This window comes from Vibrio wakamikoensis, from assembly GCF_050337275.1.
In the GTDB taxonomy this organism is placed as follows: domain Bacteria; phylum Pseudomonadota; class Gammaproteobacteria; order Enterobacterales; family Vibrionaceae; genus Vibrio; species Vibrio chaetopteri.
Genome location: NZ_JAKJST010000014.1, coordinates 144,914 through 164,872, shown reverse-complemented (window position 1 = coordinate 164,872; position 19,959 = coordinate 144,914). Strand labels below are relative to the sequence as shown.

Sequence of the window (19,959 nt, the reverse complement as noted above, 5' to 3'; positions counted from 1 at the left end):
GTGAGACAAAAAGCACTCAATCCGCAACAATTAAAACCAGTTCGACTGCCCTTAATTATTACTTGGGCTGGTGCCCGGTCTTTGTCGCGAATTTTTGCATCGCCTCGGCAAAGGTGGTTGTTCCGCCCTTGGCTTGAACCTGCATGACTTTAAACCCCATTTTTTCCAGCGCTTCACGCTCCGCCATAACCGCTTTGTCGTCTTGCTGACTGCCTTTGGCTGGCTGATGAATGTAACACCCCTCTAGTGGGCCGTCTTCGACAAGTTGGTGGTGTTTCAATGCATTGATATCAAAATTCATAGTCACTCTTTCTATTTAAATAAATGGTATTTCTTCGGTAGGTTACATGCGTTTTAAGGACTTAACCAGACTATCCAGCCCTTCAATCTTTTACGCTAAGCAGAGTTTCAATAAGTCACCCAGTTCACTATTAGGGAAGCCTTTTTTATCAAACCATCTTCCTTCAATATATTCGTCATCCTCATAAAAGTAAGGCTCTCTTACCGCGTGTAGATATCTGCAAATCATCGACCAAGTGACTGTCAGCTTTGCAACGCGCTGAATGAGACTCCCTTTTGCAAGGGAATGACTTGAAACACGGAAAGAAGCAAGTTCGTATTACATGCCTCGGTCAGCACTGCTCTGGACAAAAGCCTGTCAGTTACATTACTAAATTAGGATATAACGGATTAGCTGAAGTATAGGAAAGGTCACGTTTTACTTAGGGCACTTGGTTAATGATAATCCCTTGCTACACTGTAAAAATTGAAAGGATTTCCTTACTTTAAGGCTAGGAGCTACAAATGCAGCGCAAACAGAGAAAAAAAATCTCTATTCGAATAACGGTAAGTGGGATGTTTATCATCGCGACATTTCTCACCGGATCGGTTGCTATTTTCCTTCAATATCACTTTGCCAAAGAACTTTCAAAAGAACATATTTTCTCACGATACAATCGCACCGCTGCGACGATAACTGAGTATATTAATAAACTTGACTACGATGCCTCATACACCGCCAAGCTGTTTGCTAAGATCTCCGAACAACATTTTGAAGCAACAGATGATATTTTTCCGCTAGCTGAGTTATTTGCTGAAGCCCTTCGCGCCAACAACAATCTGTACAGTATTTATGTTGCAAATGAAAAAGATGAGTTTTTTCAACTGGTCAATCTCGATGCCTCTATATTAATTCGCGATAAAACCGATGCGATTACTCAAGATCGGTGGGCAATGGTGACACACCTTTATGATGAGGCCGGGAATCGCATTAAGAAGTCCTATTTTTTAGATGATGATTTTACGATTCGTGATACAAAAGTGGAGCCAAGTAATTATTACCCAACAAAGCGTCCTTGGTACAAAGTTCAAAACAACGAGACACCGACCAAAACGGAACCGTATTTGTTCCATAACTGGCAAGTGACAGGACAAACTTATTCTTTACCCATAGAAGGTCGAAAGGCTGTAATAGGTGTTGACATTGTTCTCTCATCTCTGGCAGCAAATTTCTCCGAAAACATTAAAGTGAATAATAAAGATGAAGCGGCAGAAGTGTATCTATACTCTGAAAATGGAGAAATTGTCGCATCAAATCAAATCTTGGAAGCAGAAACCATCATCCCGAGTTCAAAACCATTCGCGCTAACGGACAAGCAGCGTCAACTGATTGAGTCTACCCAACCGCTTAAGGTTTCAAACGAGAACGATTGGGCGCCCATTGATTTTACTTTGGCCGGTGAACCAAAAGGTTATGTAATTGATTTATTAGACATAATTGCTAACGATACTGGCCTGGAATTTGAATATATCAACGGCCGCAGTTGGGAAGAACTGGTCTCTGATTATCAAAATGGATCGATTGATATCTTGCACTCCATACAAAAAAACAGTAGCACGCAAGACGTCGGTGTATTTACTGAACCACTTTACCAATTACCATTTAGCTTAGTGACACAAGCCAACACAAAAACGATCGAGTATTTTGAAAGTTTGTCCGGGAAAAAAGTGGGCATGTTAGCTGGCTGGTCCATTATTCCTGATCTGAATCGCGCTTTCCCTAATGTACAAATTATGACGTTTCCTTCGCTTCACCTCGCCTTTGATGCCCTAAAAAATGGAGATGTTGATGCAGTATTGGAAAGCGATGCTATTGTTAAGCATAAAGCCGCACAGTCATTCGACTATAATTTGCAAGTGCATCCACCTTTGCGCGATGTTAATCAGCAATTTTCTAATCAGTTCTATATGGTCTTAAAACAAGCGGATGCGGCTCTGCTGCCTATTCTCAATCAAGCAATTACCAATATCTCAACTGAGCAACGAACTGCGCTAAGTCAAAAATGGTTAGAAGCAGAGTTTGGCAAGCCAAGTGCGGCGTTCTCTGCAATGGTTCCATATAAAAAGCTGATACAAGTAGCGGATGATAAAAGCGAGTTAGACAAGCTCATCTATGCCGAAATTGGTGGAAAACCGCAATATCTCTTTGTCACAACGGTCGGTAGCGCGAGTGGTATCCAAGAATACTTTGCTGTGGTTGTATCAGAGGAAATTGTTCTCAACCGAGTAAAAGACCGTGTGCAAACGTCTATCGCAATTACAGCAGGCATTATGTTGCTATTGTTGCCGTTAGCCTGGGTATTTGGAAGTCCAATTGTCCGTCCAATAAATTTGTTACGCGAGGAAACGTTGAAAATTCAAGCAAGGCAGTATGATCAACTTAAACTGATTGACTCTCCGATCAAAGAGATTTGGGATCTTTCAACCGCAGTTCATGATTTGGGCTTCAAGATACAGGCTCATGAGAAAACTCAACAAGATTTAATCGAGGCGATCATTAAACTTATTGCGGAAGCGATCGATGACAAGTCGCCGTATACTGCCGGACACTGTAATCGAGTTCCTGAGCTTGGAATCATGCTCGCTGAAGCAGTTGAAGCTTGTGATAATGGCAAGTTTAAAACCTTTAAATTCGCGAATGATGATGAACGCAGAGAGTTTAGAATTGCCGCATGGTTACATGATTGTGGAAAAATCACGACCCCTGAGCACATTATCGATAAAGGGAGCAAGCTAGAAGCGAACTATAACCGAATTCATGAGGTTAGAATGCGGTTTGAAGTATTGTGGAGAGATGCTGAGATTGATATGTTGAAACAGTTAATGCAATCACCAGATGACGAACTTCAGTTACGTCAAAAACTCGCTGTACTACAACAAGCGCTAAAAGATGACTTTGAGTTTATCGCAACTGCAAATGTTGGCGGTGAGTTTATGGATGATGAAAAGATAGAGCGTATTAAGCAGATTGCCGAACAGACTTGGACGCGTCAGTTTGATGATAGACTGGGTCTATCCCCTCAAGAAGAGTTAGCGATTACCCAGCCCTCAACGCCAGTTCCAACCAAAGAAAAACTGCTTCAAGATAGGGACGATCATATAACGCCTCGTACGGGTCCACGAGAGTATGATCCCGCGTTGAATATCAATGTGAAAGTACCAGAGCATCAGTATAACTTGGGTGAAGTTTATAACCTAACGATTCGCCGTGGCACGCTGACAGAAGAAGATCGCTTTAAAATCAATGAACATACGATAAGCGGCATTAAAATGCTCGAAAGATTGCCTTTCCCGTCAGAACTAAGTCGTGTTCCAAGATATGCATCAACCCACCACGAAACACTCAAAGGAACGGGCTACCCGAGAAAATTAACAGGTGACGACCTCTCAATTCCTGAGCGTATTTTGGTTATTGCAGATATTTTTGAAGCCTTGACTGCTTCAGACAGACCATACAAAAAAGCCAAACCTATCAGTGTTGCAGTTGACATCATGTATAGAATGGCACTGGATGATCATTTTGACATGGACTTGTTTAAGCTCTTTTTATCTAGCGGGATCTATCTCAGATACGCGGAAACGTATCTGCCAGAAAGCCAAATTGATGAAGTGGAACTGAGTAAATATATACATCAGCACTCATAAAAAAGCACAGCCTTATATTAAGGTGTACTTAAACGTCACTTTCTGAATTAGATAGAAACAAGTTAAAGAATGCGGGTTCCATCGATGGCCTCAAAATAATCTGCATCCTCAGAAGTGATGAAGCTCATTATTTCGGATTCAAATGTGGCCAGCCATCGCTCTCTCATCTCCTGTAATGCAAGCTCGTGGACGTCTTCGCCTTCGTGCACATCGCCAACAAGGTCAATATTGTCGTATTTGGAGATAAAGGAATGTGGCACGATTCCTTCTGGGTAGAGACAGAAACTAGACTGAGGGGTTCGAGTGTTCATTAAATTAGCTAGCTCTTTGACTGCGAGTGAGTCTGCTCCGCCAACGTTCTCGACTCCTATTATTTGAATTCTAGTGTTCAGGCTTGTTATTGATTCAAGGGCTAATAGCGTGCGTTCACCAAATTGATCTACCGCAAAGATATGCTGCACTTCGAAATTACAATATCCAGCCCGGCCACTATTTCTCTCTAATTCGCACGCGTCTCCCCATCCAACATCTATCGTAGGAACCACAGCTGCTGCTCGTAGTACTTTTACTGCATCTCTACCGATTTTGCCAACCACTGAGAGCATTCCAGCTTCTATCGTTTGCCAAATAGTAGACATATCCAATGCGCTGACATCAGCTAAACCTAAAAGAGCACTTTCCAGAACTGATAACTCTTCATTTAATGTTAGTAATAATTCTTCATCGTTGGTGTTACTGGAATATGTGTCCGGAATAGCCAAGAAAGGCGATAGAATAATTGATTTGTCGAACAAACCATCGCCAATGAGTGTTGCTTTAGTGGCTATAGCTCCACCGACACTTAACCCAACAATTATCTTATCTGGGCCAGGCGCATTTTCAGCAAGTTCGACCATATCCTTAGCAAACTCTTCGTAAACCTCTGATTCTTTGGCTAAAAGGCTGCCTTCTTTGTCGGTGTATTTGGTTCCAAAATCGATGCCATGAGCGGGTAATAAAGGTAAAACGACATAGTATCCCTCTTGCATCAACTACTCAGCCCAATCAAGAAACTGCTGGTTACATGCGGTAAATCCATGCAGCATAATGACTGTGCCTCTGGTGTGCATAGCATCTGTGGGTTGCAATATTTTGGGTGTGCAACTTTCTTGTATTATCTCTTCTCCGAGAGGGTTGTACTTTGCGCTAATAGACTGAAAAAATGTCATAAAATTAGAAATGTCTGTTCTTGTTTCTGGGTCAGAGTTATCTCGGCAAGATACAAGAGCAAATGCAGACAGAATCACCACTAAGACGATGCTCAGTTTAGTACTCATAGCGTTATATCCTTCGAAACGAATAGCTTGAGTATAGACAGAGAAGTGTGCATGCGTAAGTCGAGTATTACATCGCTCCGATTGGTCAGAGATTATATGCTCTAACGCCAAAAGGGGAAAACTGAGTCAGCCTCGCGGTCTGACTCTTTCAATAGAAGAAAGACTTATTTTGGGAGAAACTAAGGGGGGGTTAGCAGATTACTTCCAGTTGATGAAGTCTCAATGCTTCGATATCAAAATTCATAGTAAGTCTTTTATTTAAGTCTGTGGCAAATTACATTCGCTTTAGGGGCTTTATGACACTATCTAGCCCTTCAATTTTCATCTCAAGGGCCAACGCCATCAAAAGCCCCAGCTCCCCTTCCGGAAAACCCTGCTTTCGAAACCAAAGCAAATACTCTTCCGGTAGGTCGATGAGTACTCGCCCGGCGTACTTACCGAAAGGCATTTGCATACGGGCTAGTTTTATTAAGTTTTCTTTCTGAAGCATTTCGGTTACCGTTTTCTCTTTGCGTAATAGTCTGTCTAAAAAAGGATTAGCCGTAAAAAATAGCCAGCCAAATCGTGACGGCATCAGCAGAGGTGGATTTAACGCGGTGTTTGATGTGCGCGGGAATATTCACGTAGTCACCAACATTTAGGGTCAGCATAGCACCATCATGATACTCAATGATCCCCTGACCTTGCATCACCATGACCCATTCGCTTTGCTCTTGATCGTACCAGTCTCCTTCTGGGGTAAAATGCCCATCAGAAAGAATGCGCTCTATTCTCAGGTTGTCAGTGGTGAGGAGATCCTCGAATATCTCTTCGGGTAGTTGAGATGGAATTTGGCTGAACATGTTTCCGGCCTGCATGTTTTACTCCTGGCACATCACCTCGTTCTGTGATGTCAAAATCTGAGTTGGAATTGGAATAGTATACTTGAAGCAGAACAAATTCTCATTGAACCTGACAGGATGACTCGCCGCCACATTCATACCTGTATCCAGCGGATTAAACAGCAAAACTCTCATAATTTTGTAACCAAGCTAAAAGTTGGAACACTTAATGCAAGATGTATCACAGTTTTAGTTTGATAGCCGTCATTTGAAGACGCTAAGTACATTTCAAGGAGAGAAATATGATGTTGGAAACCTTTGTAGAGTCTATCGAAGCTCATACCGCACTGGACGACATTAGCGTTCGTTCTGTTTTTGGAGGAAAAGGGGTGCTCTCTGGTGGGATCATGTTTGCACTAATAAAGGGCGACGATATCTACCTTAGGGCAAGCAGTTCAAGTTTGAAGGAAGAGTTTAAGGCGCTAGGGTGCACACCTTATGAGTTTAACTGGCGGGCGCATTCACGTAACTACCCTAGTCTATCGAACTACTACTCACTGCCAGAAACCGTCGCGCACAGTCAAAAGCAAGTAGCGACTCTATGCGAAGAAGTCTGGAGCGCGGGACTTAAAGAGAAAGTACGCAAAGAGACTCCAACGCGAATCAAAGACCTTCCAAACATGCAGTACAAAACCGAGCGTATGCTTCGCAAAGCAGGAATTCATTCTATTGACGAGCTAAGAGAGCGCGGTCCAGTCAATGCCTTCAAGGCAGTGTGTATCAGTCAAGACAAACACCCTGGAGTTAACCTACTATTTTGCATAGCTGGAGCATTAGAAGGTATTCATTGGACTATTCTACCTGAACCACAGCGCCAAACATTGACCCACCAAGCAGGCTGCGATTACGCAACACATTAATCAAATAAAAAAACGCCCTGCTGTTTTCACAGCAGGGCAAACATCAATACAATGTTGGATGTGTGTGGTTAATTGAAGTGGACAGAACAACTAAACACAGGTTTCATTAAATCACCCTAACCCGCGTGTTGGTAGCGAAGATGTTTATCAAACCGTTTCGAGCTAGTGTAAAACCGTGAAGCATTGTTTCCAAATGTGGCTGAGAGGGTAAGTTTCATTCAATTGGGCATTTCTCAAACAAAACACCCACATTCCATCGCGCCATTTTTGCGTTAGCGCCTACGATTAGTTTTTTTGCTCTAATAGACGCCCTTAATTCAAGCCTACGCCTTATTCAGCTCCAAAATAGCCAACGCTCAAGTTTTAGACACCAATTCATATAGCTATCAATAAGACCTTCATACTTCCAATATTCACTATGGTTGCCATTTTTTCCCTAGTGACCCAACACGCAACACACTATAGACTCCGCGCCCAAACTTCTTACACACACCCTATGAGAACAAATCATGAATCAAGTATTCAACTCAGCGCACATGACTAAAACGCTTATGCTAACGATCTGGATCGTAGCTGGCACTGTTATCCTTCAGAAACTAGGTATCCACGACAAATGGCCTGCTTTCCTAGCGCTTATTTTCTTCTTTGAGGCGAAGTTCGACCTATCTAAGCTAAAGAACATCTTTGCAGCGGGTATCGTTGGTATCGCAATGGGTATGTTGATCCCAGCAACACTTGGTGCGCTAGCTCCAGTCGTTGGTGGTGAGAACGCATTCTACATCTACGTTGCTGGTGTAGTACTTGTCACTATCGGCATGGGTCCTATCGCTCACTTTGCATTCAGCTACATCACATTCGCGTACGTAGTAATGTGTATTCTTCACAAAGATCACGTTGTTGAGCACGGTTTCTCTTGGATGGCTGTAGCGCTTCTTGGTGGTGCGATGTACATTGCTGGTGTTACTGCTATCGCTAAGTTTCTTGAAAAGCGTGCCCTAACAGCACAGCAAGCTTAATTACGCTATTAAGCAACAACGGCTAAATAGAAACTACTACGCGCAAATAACAAAACCCCGCAAAGCGAACGCAATTGCGGGGTTTTATTGTTAATTTAGTTGGTATTAAAATCTAAAGAACGCGTTCCACTTCACCTGTCGCTAGTTCAAAGCCTTCTTCTTCCTCAACCCAACACTCGACCATCTGACCTTCTAATTCAAGCTTGTCACAATCTTCAAGAACACCAAAACGTCCGTTGGTTAGCATTACGACTACATCCATGTCTATCTCCTGATACTCCGGTCTGTTTAACTACTACATTAGCGACTCAATCGGTAACGATCAACCCTTTAAGACTAAAGTATAATTTCCATTATCAACTTTGAGACGCTCTAAATTATTGCTGATAATTCTATGATTTACTTAATAATATCAACGGGTATTCGTCGTCTTCCGAAGGGTTTGTAATTCGAGGCGAAACGCCCGGCAATTTGAGTTTCGCAATGACTACACCGACCCGTTTCAGTAAGCGCCCAAGTTCCTAACTCAAACCAATTCCGACTCAGCACTTTATGACCGCAGTTTGGGCAATAGGTGCTACTGCACTGTTCATTATGGACATTACCTACATATACGTAATTTAGCCCATTTCGCAAAGCTATATGTCTCGCCATGACAAGCGTGTTCGAAGGTGTCCGAGGCGTTTCCATCATTTTAAAATCAGGATGAAAAGCGCTGAAATGAAGTGGAACATCGCACCCTAAATGCTCGACAACCCACTGAGTCATTTGATCTATTTCGCGCTCACTATCATTTTCGCCAGGGATCAATAGCGTCGTCAGCTCAAACCACACAGATGTCTCTTGATGCAAATATTTGAGTGTGTCCAATACAGGTGCGAGCGCTCCACCACAAAGCTTTTTGTAGAAGCGTTCTGAAAACGCTTTTAGATCAATATTAGCCGCATCTATCACTGAGAAAAATTGCTCTCTCGGCTTTTCATTGATATACCCAGCAGACACGGCAACGGTGTGGATATTCACTTCGCGACACGCCATAGCGGTTTCGACCGCGTATTCTAAAAAAATAACCGGGTCGTTGTAGGTGAACGCAATACTGTCGCAATGATGAACGTTAGCGGTGTTTGCAATCTGTTGAGGAGTTGCTCGCCGACTCAATGACTCCATTTGACGAGATTTACTAATATTCCAATTTTGACAAAACTTACAACCGAGGTTGCATCCAGCGGTACCAAAAGAGAGCACTGAGCTACCGGGATAAAAATGATTGAGTGGTTTCTTTTCAATCGGGTCAATACAAAATCCGCTGGAGCGGCCATAGGTTGTGAGTACAATTTCACCTTGATGTGCCTGACGTACAAAGCAAGCACCGCGCTTTCCTTCTCTTAAAGAGCAGTAACGCGGACACAAAGTACAACGAATACGGCCATCTGGTAACGGCTGCCAATACTCTGTCGGGTACATGCTACCTACTGACCCCATCTCACACCTTGACCATCACATTGCTATTTCAGCCTGCACCTAGGCTCCACAAAATCTATACTCATTAGAGTATAGATTAGCCCTACAGGGATTATGGAGGCGACATGGAAGTGCGACCAACCGCTGTCGCGGGTCGATTTTACTTTGCCGATGCCAATCAGCTGCATCAACACCTCACGCAGTTGCTATCCCTTTATAACGAGGTCGCAAAACTCGATGACAACCATCCGTTGTCAGGGCTGATTGTTCCGCATGCAGGGTTTATCTTCTCGGGTTCTACCGCAGCTGCGGCTTATAGCCTACTAAAGGATACGAAAAATCAATTTAAACGAGTACTCTTAGTGGGTCCAAATCATCGTGTCGCCTTCCATGGTTGTGCGCTACCGAAACATCGCAGCTTTTCTACTCCACTTGGCAATATACCTCTCGACACTAGGGCGATCGAACACATGGTCAACGACCCTCACTGTCACTACAATGATCATGCCCACGCTGAGGAGCACTGCCTCGAGGTGCAACTACCTTTTTTGCAGCATTGCTTGTCCGATTTTGAGTTGATTCCTTTGCTAACTGGCACGGTAGATCCCATCGATGTCGCTCACCTAATCGAACCTTACTGGGACGATACAACACTCCTTGTCATTAGCTCGGATCTCAGCCATTTCCATCCTTACGAAGAGTGTGACGACATTGATACTAAAAGCTGTAACAAAATAGAAGCTGGTAAACCGCTAACAAGTAAAGAAGCCTGCGGCTATCTTGGAATCAATGCAGCAAATAAGCTCATAAAACAACAACGATGCCAATTAAAACGACTGTCTCGCACCAATTCAGGAGACAGCCCTCATGGCGATAGAAACAAGGTGGTAGGTTATGTCAGCTACGCAATATCAAGATAAAACGCTAACCAATCAGGAACTATCAAAGCTACTCGATATGGTTGAAGTCACCGTGAGCTGTTATTTGGCGGAAAAGCCTTTACCTAAAGTGCGACTTGACGACTATCCAAAAGCCATAGCAGAAAAAGGCGCGTGCTTTGTCAGTCTACATGTCGATGGCCAGCTTCAAGGCTGCATTGGAACCACAGTCCCTAAAGTGCCATTAGTTCTAGAGGTGATGCGCAAAGCTTGGGCGAGTTGCTGTCAGGATAAACGGTTTCTACCACTGCAAAAATCGCAAGTCGATGGTTTGGAGATCGAAATATCGGTTCTGACGGAGCCTAAATCCCTCGATGTTGTTTCTGAATCCGCACTCATTGCTTATCTTACCAATAACAAATGTGGACTGACGTTGTCTGATGAAAAAAAAGCCGCACTGTTTCTTCCTCAGGTTTGGGAGCAGCTACCAAGTCCTATTCATTTTCTTCAGCACCTCAAACAAAAAGCTGGCTGGCACCCTACCTATTGGCCAGAAGATATGACGGTAAAAGTATTCGACGTTCAAAAATTGAGCCGTAAGTACCGGAGAATGTAGACGATCTTACTGATTTTCTCGCCGTACTTTCAATCTGTGTGCTATTTAAATCTTTGGTGGTATGATTCGCGCTCACAACAGGAGTTGAGTGAGCTTTTTAAACTGGTACAGCGAACAGTGGATGTCGCGGTTGCCACACCATGAGAGTACCTATGCTTGAAGATCTCGTTGTTGTTGTCGATAAATTTGGAAACCCAATTGGAACCGAAGATAAGTTAGATGCACACCGAATGGGCTTTCGTCACCTAGCCTTTTCAGTCATGCTGTATCGCTATCGTGATGGTGAACTTGAGTTCCTAATGCAAAAACGTGCGTCAAACAAGTATCACAGTGGTGGACTTTGGAGCAACACCTGCTGCTCTCACCCTAGACCCGACGAAGACATCATTCATGCCTCAAAACGTCGCCTAGAAGAAGAGCTCGGTATCCGAGACGCTTTAACATTTACCGATATCGGTACTATTAGCTATCTTGCCAAGTTCGACAATGGCCTTACAGAAAACGAGTTGGATCATATTGTGATTGCACAAAGCAGCGATGTCACATTAGATATCAACCCCCGCGAGGCAGAAACGTGTGAATGGCAAACGATCAGTGCGATTGAACAGGGAATAATCGCTCAGCCGCAAGCCTATACCGCCTGGTTTAAACTGGTCTTAAATAAAGTCACAGCGCATCTCAACGACTGATCATTGCACATCACTCATCTAGAGAATCGGCACTAACTCGCAAATTTTAGTGTCGATTCGCCGCTTCAATTTACAATGTAAAACAAGAACACAATTGGCTTTCAAGACAAGTGCTGTACAGCTTTAATCTTGTTTGGTGACAAATAGCTGCTCACAACGCAATAACCCCAATATCTGCCTTGTTTTGCACCAAGTTGAAACATCAATAAATCTCAAGCACAACAAACGTGCATCCTGTCATACTTCATCCCTAAATTGGTGCAATCACACCGTCAACAACTAAGCTCTTCATTGATATTCAACACGTTAGCCTCTGGCGTGTTTCTTGAAAGGTAAAAGACTAGACCTACTCTAATTGCACAATTTCAGGGAGAAATAAGATGCAAGACGTTCTTACCATCGTCCTCGCGGGCGGCATGGGCTCACGGTTAAGCCCCCTAACCGATGACAGAGCCAAGCCAGCAGTTCCTTTTGGCGGAAAATATCGGATCATCGACTTCACGCTAACCAACTGTTTGCATTCAGGCCTTCGTCAAATATTGGTTCTGACCCAGTACAAATCCCATTCTTTACATAAACATATCCGTGATGGTTGGTCCATCTTCAACCCAGAACTCAAAGAATACATTACTGTAGTCCCCCCACAGATGAGAAAGGGAGGAGCTTGGTACGAAGGAACTGCGGACGCGATTTATCACAATATGTGGCTGCTGTCGCGAAGTGAAGCCAAGCATGTGGTGGTTTTGTCCGGCGACCACATCTATCGCATGGACTACGAAGCCATGGTCCAGGAACACAAACAAAGTGGTGCTAAACTCACTGTGGCCTGCATGGACGTCCCTCGAGAAGAAGCAACGGCCTTTGGTGTTATGGCCACCAACGAGCAAAAGCAAGTCACCGACTTTTACGAAAAACCGAGCGATCCTGCCTCAATGCCAGACGATCCAAATCGTTCTTTGGTTTCTATGGGGATTTATGTGTTTGAAATGGAAGCGCTGCAACAAGCACTGGAGCAAGATGCGGAGCTCGACAGTTCAAGTCACGACTTTGGTAAGGACATCATACCTAAACTTATCGACTCGCAAGGAGTCTACGCATACAACTTTGGTGATGACAAGGGTCGTGTAGCGCGTGATTGTTACTGGCGTGATGTCGGCACCATTGATTCTTTTTATGAAGCAAATATGGATTTGCTAGAGCCCGTTCCTCCCATGAACTTATATCAAGAAAACTGGGGAATTCGCACCTACGAGCCTCAGCTTCCACCAGCGCGCACTGTACCTTCGGCGACGGGTAACGAAGGTATTTTTATTAACTCTATTATCGCCAATGGCGTGGTGAACTCCGGCGGCTCTGTACACCATTCCATTTTGTCATCCAATGTACGTATCAATGATGGCGCAACCATTGCCGATAGCATCTTGTTTGGTGAAGTGACGGTGGGGGAAGGCTGTCAGTTGGTCAACTGTATCGTCGATAAGCACGTCAATATTCCTGATGGCACAGTGATCGGCGTGAACCCGAAAGAAGACGCTCGACGCTTTCATATTTCAGAGAAAGGCATTGTAGTGATCCCTGAAGGCTATGTTTTTGAATAGTTAAGCTATTGTTTCTCCTTGAATAATACCCAATTAAAAAAATACAGAAAAGCCGCTCTCCCCCGAGCGGCTTTTGTTCATGGGTGTTCGTTACTCTCGTGTATTAGATAACACACACTTTTTCCCAGCTTCCATCACTTCCCGGTACCGAATTCGTCCACCACTTCGCTTTATATACGACACCTTGATAGCTCATCTTATCACCACCGCTGGCGTGACTTGGCTTGCCTTCCCAATCAAGGTTAGGGAAATTCGGGTACTCGTTTACGCCTGTAAGACTACAAGTATCACTACCCCCACCGCCTGTACCACCACCGTTACCGCCACCTGCATTTAGGTCTGCAAGCGGAAGATTAGGCTGCTCAAATGCGAACGCGTAATCTAAGCCATTTACATTCACGGTGTAATTAGCAGGCCCAGAAATTGGCAAGTAATACACCATATCCAGATCGTAAGTGGCACCAGCCGCTAAGTTCTTCCAACTTGGTAAACTGAACGCTACTCGATGCATTAATCCATCAAGACCACCAATATTGTTCGCTCTCGTGTGGCCCGAAGCAATCACCTTCAAACCACCACCCGATTGGTCTTTCGCATTATCTGGCGCAGAAACAGGAATATCAAACTGGAACTCAGTACCACCAGGAAGATCGCTGCCCGTGTTGTTGGTAAAGGTCACTTTCGGATTAATTGGATAGTTTTGGTCACCGACTTTGAAACCACTGATGGAAACCGTGATATCCACCGCTTTTTCAGGCACCCCTCCTGTAGCAACTTTGTTGCCATAAGGCGTAGCACTCAAGAACTTGTCGTACATGGCCTTGGTCATGCTGTTACCCATATGGTACTCACCATTACCCGTCGCACACGCACTCTCCGTTAAATCAACTGCACCACGGTTACCATTAGCATCAAGGACGTAGCAGTTATAGTCACCCGCTAACTCCCAAAACATAATGCCACCAATCTCCTTGTCGATGACGTACTGCGCTTTGGTATTGATAGAATCGACATCTTCAGTGGAAAGGAAGACATTTTTCTCTGCATTCCATAACCAAGGAGCCACTGCAACACTGTCGTAGTTACGCGTATAGGTACCAACAAACTTATCGGTAGGATCATTCACTGGATCTAGGCCATACGCCTCGGCGTAAGAGCCCCAAATACCCTTTTCAAGGTTTTTGGCATGCCACATTGGGTTAGAGCCTGCGCCCATCTCATTGCCATTGGCATCTTTGTCATGCCACATGTTATCGATACCCAGCGCACCATAGCCACAGTTGTTCTTCTCACCTTCACCCGTGCCCGCTGGACATTCTGATTGACTTGGTAACGGTGCCCTACCCCATAAGCCATTGGTACCACCGGTAACGTTCTGCCATCCACGAGTGTAATAAGGAACACCAATATTGATTCGACCTGCTGGCATCGAGCCGCGGAAGTAATGATACGCCCAATCCGTATTCAGATAACCAATCCCACCATAAGCGGCAGTGCCATAAACATTCCACATCGCAAGTTCAGAATCTTTGCCCGTATCATAGAGCGCTGCGTTGTGACCCACGTGGTCGTTCCAGGCACCGTGCAAATCGTAGGTCATGATATTAACGTAATCGAGGTACTGATTAACGGACATGGTTTCCATACCACGTAACAAGTAGCCCGACGAAGGTGCTGCGATCGTCAGCATGTAATGAACGCCATCTTGCGCACTCGCCGCATCAAGCTTCTCACGCAGCACCTTCATTAGGACTTCGTAAGACTTCCACAAATGCGGGCGCCTGGACTCGGCAAAGGCTTTATCATCTGGGTTACCCGCTCCTGACATTGAAGTTGGGTATTCGTAATCAATGTCTAAACCATCAAATTGATAGTTTCGCATCATTTCAACAGCAGAGCTGGCAAACGTCTCGATACCTTGGGTGTTTACAGATCCATCGGCGTTGGTCGTCATCGTATAAAAACCGCCATCGGCGATTCGTGTACCATCTGGAGCAAAGTGACCACCGGTCTCAGCCCAGCCACCAATTGAAATAAGCGTTTTTACACCGTGTTTCTTTTTAGCTGTCGCCAGTGCACCAAAGTGTCCTTTAAAGCCAAGAGCGGGATCGATTTCTACCCCAGACCATTCTTTATTAACTGCTACGTTGGTCGGATCGTTAACGTCACCAACATTAACCTGGCCATCAGAGCCTATACTGACAAATGCATAGTTGATATGAGTGAGCTGCTCCCAAGGTATGTCACTAACAAGATAGGCAGCCTGCGGGTCATCACCAGAACGCCAACTGGTGAAATAGCCAATCACTCGTCTTGGGTGATCGGCTCCCATGATCTCGCGCCCTTCTGCATCGTAAATCGTGCAGTAGGGAACTTGAACACCTGGGGTTTGATAGAGACCATCAGGTCGACAGTCAGGCTGCGTAGTAGTTGCAGCTGAAATTGGTGAGTAGATCGTAGCAGCGCAAATAACAGCCAGTAAACTCAGTTTACTGCCAGTATTCACCAGCTCCTTCTGAATAGAATTTTCCATTGGTTTATTTTCCATTAAGCAGTGTTTAACACTAGACATCCATACCCAACAAGCCCATTCACCTGAAGAATATATAGCTAGCGACCGATTGATAAATCACAAACACTTTAGTTACCAAGAAAATTAAGTGGGTGAAATTTGCGCTTATTGAGATTTTTAATAGGTTTTATTAAGAAATGCCTCGCAATAATTTGCTACTTAGATGTAAATGACTAGAACTTAATTTGCAGCAACAACCCAATTTTTCGATGGTGAAGAATGTTACATAACCTTTCATCTACAGCGTTTCGCTCTAGACAAAAATACTGTTTTTTAGTCGGTCAAAAAGCAATTCAGATTTTGTCGATCTATTTTCAACAAAATCGTCCTATAATGCTTTTATTACAGTCGGTTACATAGGATGGAAACCATGAAGTTAAAATCGCTTTTAGCGAGTGCTATCGCAGCTAGTTTGCTAGTGGGGTGCGGTGCCAACACAACCCAAGGAGCCGCAGAAGGCGCAGCTGTAGGCGCAGTGTCTGCTGGAATGCTTGGCGCATTAACTGACCTCATTGTTGATGGTGAAGTCGATACATATCGTTTGAGCCGCAACGTAACAGCTGGCGCTCTGGCTGGGGGGACTGCAGGTGCTGTGGATGGGTATGCCAAAGACCAACAGGCAGAAGCCAAGCAAGCGTCGGAAAGCGCCCCACCTCCACCGGCAAAACCAACGCTTGAATTCGGTCCCGATTTAGAAAGCTCCGTAACAGCATTGATAGCTTGTCAGCATGATGATGCTTACCGTGCTGCACTAAGAGCTGAGGAAGCGTCACAGCAATCCTACAAAGAAGCAGGCGTCGCCATGCAAGGCTTGATTGATTACGACCGTGACAACACAGAAGGTGTTGATAGAGCGGTGAGCAAATACGTCAAACTCAGCTCTAGTATGAACGATGTAAACCAAGCAAAAGTCCAGTTGGAAGCTTTACACAAAGAGCTTCAACAAGAGCGTCAAATCGCAGGTAGCGCGCCAAATTGTAGCTAATTTGACACCATCACACTCTTCGAAATAAACCAATCTGACTCAGGCTTCCCCTTGAAGCCTGATCTATTTGCCCCAAGTATAAGTAACAGCATTAAATTAACCGGGAATCAATTCTCCAGATTATACATACAAAGCAATACATCCAAAGCTACCTATACTAGTCAAAAGGCAAAGTCATGAAATTCAGCTACGTAAACCCTACTGTGATTCACTTTGGCCAAGGTCAGATTGAACAGATCACCAATAGCATCCCAAAAGATTCAAAAGTCCTCGTTATCTACGGCGGCGGCTCTATCAAAAAGAACGGCGTTTATGACCAAGTAACCGCGGCACTGGGCGATCATGAGTGGCTCGAGTTCTCCGGCGTTGAGGCTAATCCAACAAAAGAAACTCTTGATAAAGCCATCGACATAGTGAAAGCAGAAAACGTCACGTATTTGCTTGCTGTGGGTGGCGGTAGCGTCATAGATGGCACCAAATACGTGGCCGCCGCGTCTTTGCACGATGGCGATAGTTGGGATCTGATCACCGGAGTCTACAAACCAGAAACTGCGATTCCGCTAGGTGTCGTACTCACACTGCCAGCTACCGGCTCTGAGTCAAACATGGGCGCCGTTGTGACTAAGAAAGCGACCCAAGAAAAGCTCGGTTTCCTATCGCCTACTGTCAGACCCGCATTCGCTGTTCTAGACCCAGATGCTATGAAAACTCTACCTGAACGCCAACTGATCAATGGCTTAGTTGACGCTTGGGTACACGTCTGCGAGCAATACATCACCTCGCCAACAGGTCACATGGTTCAAGAAGGTTATGCTGAAGTGCTGCTTCGCAATCTAATAGTGCTCGGAGACTCGTTTGAGCAACGTGATGATGCATGGCGAGCGAATCTAATGTGGACAGCGAACCAAGCTCTAAACGGCCTAATTGGTACTGGTATGCCACAAGATTGGGCGACGCATATGATAGGCCACCAGCTTACTGCCCTTTGGCACGTGGATCACGCACGTTCGCTAGCCATTGTTCAGCCGTCACTACTTCGCAGCCAAATGGAGTTTAAGCAAGGAAAAATCGAGCAGATGGGTCGAAACGTATTCGGTCTCTCGTCGAGTGACGATTTAGCCGAACGCACCATCAATGCAATCGAGGCTTTCTATGCCAAATTGAAGGTAGATACGCGCCTTTCAGAAGTTGAAGGCGACAAATCTGAGGCTGTAGAAGCGGTGATTAAGAAACTCGAAGACAACGGCTATCTCAAGCTTGGTGAAAATCAAGCCATCACCATAGATGTATCACGTCAGATCTTAGAAAACGCGTTGTAAATAGCCCTTTTTATACATAAAGCTCGGTCATTTTTGCCCGAGCTTTTTTGTGTAATTAATGAAGTTTATCTAGCTTCTTGATTTTCGATATTTTGGGTGAGTAATAGGTATAGCGGATAACAAAGTCTTCGTATAGTCATGCTTTGGTGTGCGATACACCTCATCACTAGTGCCATATTCCACGACCCTGCCCGCTTTCATCACCGCAACATTATCCGAAACGTGTCTCACCACCGACAGATCATGGGAAATGAAAATAATGGCCAAATTGAGTTCACGCTGTAAATCGAGCAGCAAGTTGAGAATTTGCGCCTGCACCGATACATCGAGAGCCGATACGGATTCATCGCAGATAAGCAGCTTAGGTTTAACCGCTATAGCTCGCGCTATTCCAATCCTTTGACGCTGCCCACCAGAAAACTCATGGGGATATCGATCAATGGCGTCTTCTGGCAGGCCTACTTTCTCAAGTAGTTCTCTTACCCATTTCTGCCTCTCGATCGGATTTCCTAATTTATGGATGATAAACGGCTCTTCCAAAATCATCCCAACAGTGTGCCTTGGGTTCAATGACTCCATTGGATCTTGAAACACAATTTGCATTTTTTTGCGAAGCGGACGCATAGCCTTTGGCGACAGCTTAGTAATGTCGTTGCCTTCAAAGAATATTTTTCCATCACCCGGCTCAAGCAGCTTTAAAATCGTTCTGCCCAATGTGCTTTTGCCACATCCTGACTCCCCGACAAGTCCCAGCGTTTCTCCGCACTTTATCGATAATGAAACGCCATCCACCGCTTTCATCACGTAGCCGCGACGGAAAATGCCACTGCCAGATCGAAAATACTGCTTCAAGTCCGTTATCTTCAGTAATTCACTCATCTAAATACCTTAAGAGTCTGTAACTCAAAGGATTACCTTAATGGAACATGTCTTCGGTAATCGGTTTAATATCAATTTTGTGTTTTGGTGGATTCTCTAAGCTCGGTATCAGACCCAGTAAACGTTCGGTGTATGGATGCTTAGGATGATCAAAGAGCTCAAAGACATCGGCTTGTTCGACAATTCGCCCCGCGAACATCACTGCTACGTCATCGCAGATCTCAGCTACGACGCCTAGATCATGTGTGATAAAAATCATCGACATACCAGTCTCTCGCTGTAGCTCCTGCATAAGTTCCAAAATAGACGCCTGCACAGTGACATCGAGCGCCGTGGTAGGTTCATCGCATATCAAGATGTCAGGCTTACAAGCGAGCGCCATTGCTATCATAACGCGTTGACGCATTCCCCCAGACAGGTTGTGAGGATACTCATCAAGACGCTTTTCCGGAAGTGGTATCCGAACCTTAGTGAGCATCTCCAATGACGTAGCACGACGCTCGACTTTGTTCAGCTCCGGACGATGCAGCTCCAACACCTCATTGAGCTGTTTGCCAACGCTCTGCACTGGATTTAGCGCTGTCATAGGGTCTTGGAAGATAATCGATATTCGGTCACCCCGCATCGCGTACATTTGCTCAGGTATTAACTGAAGTAAATCAGTATCACGATATAGAATCTGTCCTGCTGTGACCTCTCCGTATGGTTTTGGCAAAAGTCCCATAATAGACATGGCAGTAACACTCTTTCCACTTCCAGATTCACCCACAATACCCAAAGTGCGCCCCGCTTTTACATCGAAACTCACGCCGTGCAGTACCTCACGATTACCCTCATCGTTATAAAAACGTACCGCGAGGTCTCTTACACTTAATATCACATCATCTTGCATTATTACCTCTCCC

At 44.7% G+C, this 19,959-nt stretch carries 19 protein-coding genes and 1 pseudogene; 9 read left to right on the top strand and 11 right to left on the bottom strand.

Annotation, left to right across the window (positions count from 1 at the left end; genetic code table 11):
• Positions 1-58 precede the first annotated feature (58 nt).
• The gene (locus tag L4C42_RS05490; protein WP_429759718.1) at positions 59-301 is read right to left on the bottom strand and encodes a hypothetical protein; all 243 of its coding nucleotides are present in this window, start codon (positions 299-301) and stop codon (positions 59-61) included.
• A 90-nt stretch (positions 302-391) separates the two neighbouring features.
• Positions 392-460: pseudogene (locus tag L4C42_RS05485) on the bottom strand (putative quorum-sensing-regulated virulence factor); the annotation flags it as partial.
• Positions 461-804: 344 nt separating this feature from the next.
• Between L4C42_RS05485 and L4C42_RS05480 the strand changes: the two are divergent.
• Positions 805-3,984, top strand: a complete 3,180-nt coding sequence (locus L4C42_RS05480; protein ID WP_429759716.1) for an HD domain-containing phosphohydrolase — start codon at positions 805-807, stop codon at positions 3,982-3,984.
• A 62-nt stretch (positions 3,985-4,046) separates the two neighbouring features.
• Here L4C42_RS05480 and L4C42_RS05475 read toward each other — a convergent pair whose 3' ends face one another.
• From L4C42_RS05475 to L4C42_RS05460, 4 genes are all read right to left on the bottom strand, one after another.
• Complete coding sequence (locus tag L4C42_RS05475) at positions 4,047-5,012, bottom strand: hypothetical protein (protein WP_429759714.1); 966 nt, start codon at positions 5,010-5,012, stop codon at positions 4,047-4,049.
• Positions 5,013-5,015: 3 nt separating this feature from the next.
• Positions 5,016-5,300 (bottom strand): hypothetical protein, encoded by a 285-nt coding sequence (locus L4C42_RS05470; protein WP_353499125.1) that lies wholly within the window; start codon positions 5,298-5,300, stop codon positions 5,016-5,018.
• Between the two features lie 274 nt (positions 5,301-5,574).
• Positions 5,575-5,790 (bottom strand): DUF3820 family protein, encoded by a 216-nt coding sequence (locus L4C42_RS05465; RefSeq protein ID WP_353499124.1) that lies wholly within the window; start codon positions 5,788-5,790, stop codon positions 5,575-5,577.
• A 46-nt stretch (positions 5,791-5,836) separates the two neighbouring features.
• Positions 5,837-6,157 (bottom strand): cupin domain-containing protein, encoded by a 321-nt coding sequence (locus tag L4C42_RS05460; RefSeq protein WP_353499123.1) that lies wholly within the window; start codon positions 6,155-6,157, stop codon positions 5,837-5,839.
• A 266-nt stretch (positions 6,158-6,423) separates the two neighbouring features.
• Between L4C42_RS05460 and L4C42_RS05455 the strand changes: the two genes are divergently transcribed.
• Both L4C42_RS05455 and L4C42_RS05450 read left to right on the top strand, forming a co-directional pair.
• Complete coding sequence (locus L4C42_RS05455; protein ID WP_353499122.1) at positions 6,424-7,041, top strand: TfoX/Sxy family DNA transformation protein; 618 nt, start codon at positions 6,424-6,426, stop codon at positions 7,039-7,041.
• Between the two features lie 509 nt (positions 7,042-7,550).
• Positions 7,551-8,057: a hypothetical protein gene (locus tag L4C42_RS05450; RefSeq protein WP_112462838.1), complete on the top strand. Its 507-nt coding sequence runs from the start codon at positions 7,551-7,553 to the stop codon at positions 8,055-8,057.
• 112 nt (positions 8,058-8,169) lie between these two features.
• On the opposite strand, the gene L4C42_RS05445 is transcribed toward L4C42_RS05450, so the two are convergent.
• Together L4C42_RS05445 and amrS are read right to left on the bottom strand one after the other, a co-directional pair.
• Complete coding sequence (locus L4C42_RS05445; RefSeq protein ID WP_239670984.1) at positions 8,170-8,319, bottom strand: hypothetical protein; 150 nt, start codon at positions 8,317-8,319, stop codon at positions 8,170-8,172.
• A gap of 137 nt (positions 8,320-8,456) precedes the next feature.
• Entirely contained in the window at positions 8,457-9,521 is a 1,065-nt protein-coding gene (gene amrS / locus L4C42_RS05440; RefSeq protein WP_429759710.1) for an AmmeMemoRadiSam system radical SAM enzyme, read from the bottom strand.
• Positions 9,522-9,643: 122 nt separating this feature from the next.
• Here amrS and amrB point away from each other — a divergent pair, with 122 nt between their 5' ends.
• The 4 genes from amrB to glgC all read left to right on the top strand — a co-directional run bounded on the left by amrB (position 9,644) and on the right by glgC (position 13,299).
• The gene (gene amrB, locus L4C42_RS05435; RefSeq protein WP_429759708.1) at positions 9,644-10,438 is read left to right on the top strand and encodes an AmmeMemoRadiSam system protein B; all 795 of its coding nucleotides are present in this window, start codon (positions 9,644-9,646) and stop codon (positions 10,436-10,438) included.
• Positions 10,413-11,012 (top strand): AmmeMemoRadiSam system protein A, encoded by a 600-nt coding sequence (gene amrA, locus L4C42_RS05430; RefSeq protein ID WP_353499118.1) that lies wholly within the window; start codon positions 10,413-10,415, stop codon positions 11,010-11,012. Before amrB ends, amrA begins: the two co-directional genes overlap by 26 nt.
• 152 nt (positions 11,013-11,164) lie before the next feature.
• Positions 11,165-11,701: an isopentenyl-diphosphate Delta-isomerase gene (gene idi / locus L4C42_RS05425; RefSeq protein ID WP_353499117.1), complete on the top strand. Its 537-nt coding sequence runs from the start codon at positions 11,165-11,167 to the stop codon at positions 11,699-11,701.
• Positions 11,702-12,081: 380 nt separating this feature from the next.
• Positions 12,082-13,299, top strand: a complete 1,218-nt coding sequence (gene glgC, locus L4C42_RS05420; RefSeq protein WP_353499116.1) for a glucose-1-phosphate adenylyltransferase — start codon at positions 12,082-12,084, stop codon at positions 13,297-13,299.
• A gap of 103 nt (positions 13,300-13,402) precedes the next feature.
• Here glgC and L4C42_RS05415 read toward each other — a convergent pair whose 3' ends face one another.
• Positions 13,403-15,805, bottom strand: coding sequence for a chitinase C-terminal domain-containing protein (locus tag L4C42_RS05415; RefSeq protein WP_429759792.1), 2,403 nt, complete (start codon positions 15,803-15,805; stop codon positions 13,403-13,405).
• A 436-nt stretch (positions 15,806-16,241) separates the two neighbouring features.
• On the opposite strand from L4C42_RS05415, the gene L4C42_RS05410 reads away from it, so the two are divergent.
• Both L4C42_RS05410 and L4C42_RS05405 read left to right on the top strand, forming a co-directional pair.
• On the top strand, positions 16,242-16,856 hold the full coding sequence (locus L4C42_RS05410) for a hypothetical protein (protein ID WP_429759705.1): 615 nt from the start codon (positions 16,242-16,244) through the stop codon (positions 16,854-16,856).
• A gap of 176 nt (positions 16,857-17,032) precedes the next feature.
• The gene (locus L4C42_RS05405) at positions 17,033-18,175 is read left to right on the top strand and encodes an iron-containing alcohol dehydrogenase (protein WP_418642336.1); all 1,143 of its coding nucleotides are present in this window, start codon (positions 17,033-17,035) and stop codon (positions 18,173-18,175) included.
• A gap of 69 nt (positions 18,176-18,244) precedes the next feature.
• On the opposite strand, the gene L4C42_RS05400 is transcribed toward L4C42_RS05405, so the two are convergent.
• Both L4C42_RS05400 and L4C42_RS05395 read right to left on the bottom strand, forming a co-directional pair.
• Positions 18,245-19,054: an ABC transporter ATP-binding protein gene (locus L4C42_RS05400; RefSeq protein ID WP_353499113.1), complete on the bottom strand. Its 810-nt coding sequence runs from the start codon at positions 19,052-19,054 to the stop codon at positions 18,245-18,247.
• Between the two features lie 37 nt (positions 19,055-19,091).
• The gene (locus L4C42_RS05395) at positions 19,092-19,946 is read right to left on the bottom strand and encodes an ABC transporter ATP-binding protein (protein WP_353499112.1); all 855 of its coding nucleotides are present in this window, start codon (positions 19,944-19,946) and stop codon (positions 19,092-19,094) included.
• Positions 19,947-19,959: the final 13 nt, after the last annotated feature.

Coding starts and splice junctions, on each gene's coding strand:
- amrA (WP_353499118.1), top strand. CDS start 10,413: ATGTCAGCTACGCAATATCAAGATAAAACGCTAACCAATCAGGAACTA.
- glgC (WP_353499116.1), top strand. CDS start 12,082: ATGCAAGACGTTCTTACCATCGTCCTCGCGGGCGGCATGGGCTCACGG.
- L4C42_RS05395 (WP_353499112.1), bottom strand. CDS start 19,946: ATGCAAGATGATGTGATATTAAGTGTAAGAGACCTCGCGGTACGTTTT.
- amrS (WP_429759710.1), bottom strand. CDS start 9,521: ATGTACCCGACAGAGTATTGGCAGCCGTTACCAGATGGCCGTATTCGT.
- L4C42_RS05405 (WP_418642336.1), top strand. CDS start 17,033: ATGAAATTCAGCTACGTAAACCCTACTGTGATTCACTTTGGCCAAGGT.
- amrB (WP_429759708.1), top strand. CDS start 9,644: ATGGAAGTGCGACCAACCGCTGTCGCGGGTCGATTTTACTTTGCCGAT.
- L4C42_RS05445 (WP_239670984.1), bottom strand. CDS start 8,319: ATGGATGTAGTCGTAATGCTAACCAACGGACGTTTTGGTGTTCTTGAA.
- L4C42_RS05475 (WP_429759714.1), bottom strand. CDS start 5,012: ATGCAAGAGGGATACTATGTCGTTTTACCTTTATTACCCGCTCATGGC.
- L4C42_RS05400 (WP_353499113.1), bottom strand. CDS start 19,054: ATGAGTGAATTACTGAAGATAACGGACTTGAAGCAGTATTTTCGATCT.
- L4C42_RS05455 (WP_353499122.1), top strand. CDS start 6,424: ATGATGTTGGAAACCTTTGTAGAGTCTATCGAAGCTCATACCGCACTG.
- L4C42_RS05480 (WP_429759716.1), top strand. CDS start 805: ATGCAGCGCAAACAGAGAAAAAAAATCTCTATTCGAATAACGGTAAGT.
- L4C42_RS05460 (WP_353499123.1), bottom strand. CDS start 6,157: ATGCAGGCCGGAAACATGTTCAGCCAAATTCCATCTCAACTACCCGAA.
- L4C42_RS05470 (WP_353499125.1), bottom strand. CDS start 5,300: ATGAGTACTAAACTGAGCATCGTCTTAGTGGTGATTCTGTCTGCATTT.
- idi (WP_353499117.1), top strand. CDS start 11,165: ATGCTTGAAGATCTCGTTGTTGTTGTCGATAAATTTGGAAACCCAATT.
- L4C42_RS05410 (WP_429759705.1), top strand. CDS start 16,242: ATGAAGTTAAAATCGCTTTTAGCGAGTGCTATCGCAGCTAGTTTGCTA.
- L4C42_RS05490 (WP_429759718.1), bottom strand. CDS start 301: ATGAATTTTGATATCAATGCATTGAAACACCACCAACTTGTCGAAGAC.
- L4C42_RS05450 (WP_112462838.1), top strand. CDS start 7,551: ATGAATCAAGTATTCAACTCAGCGCACATGACTAAAACGCTTATGCTA.
- L4C42_RS05465 (WP_353499124.1), bottom strand. CDS start 5,790: ATGCTTCAGAAAGAAAACTTAATAAAACTAGCCCGTATGCAAATGCCT.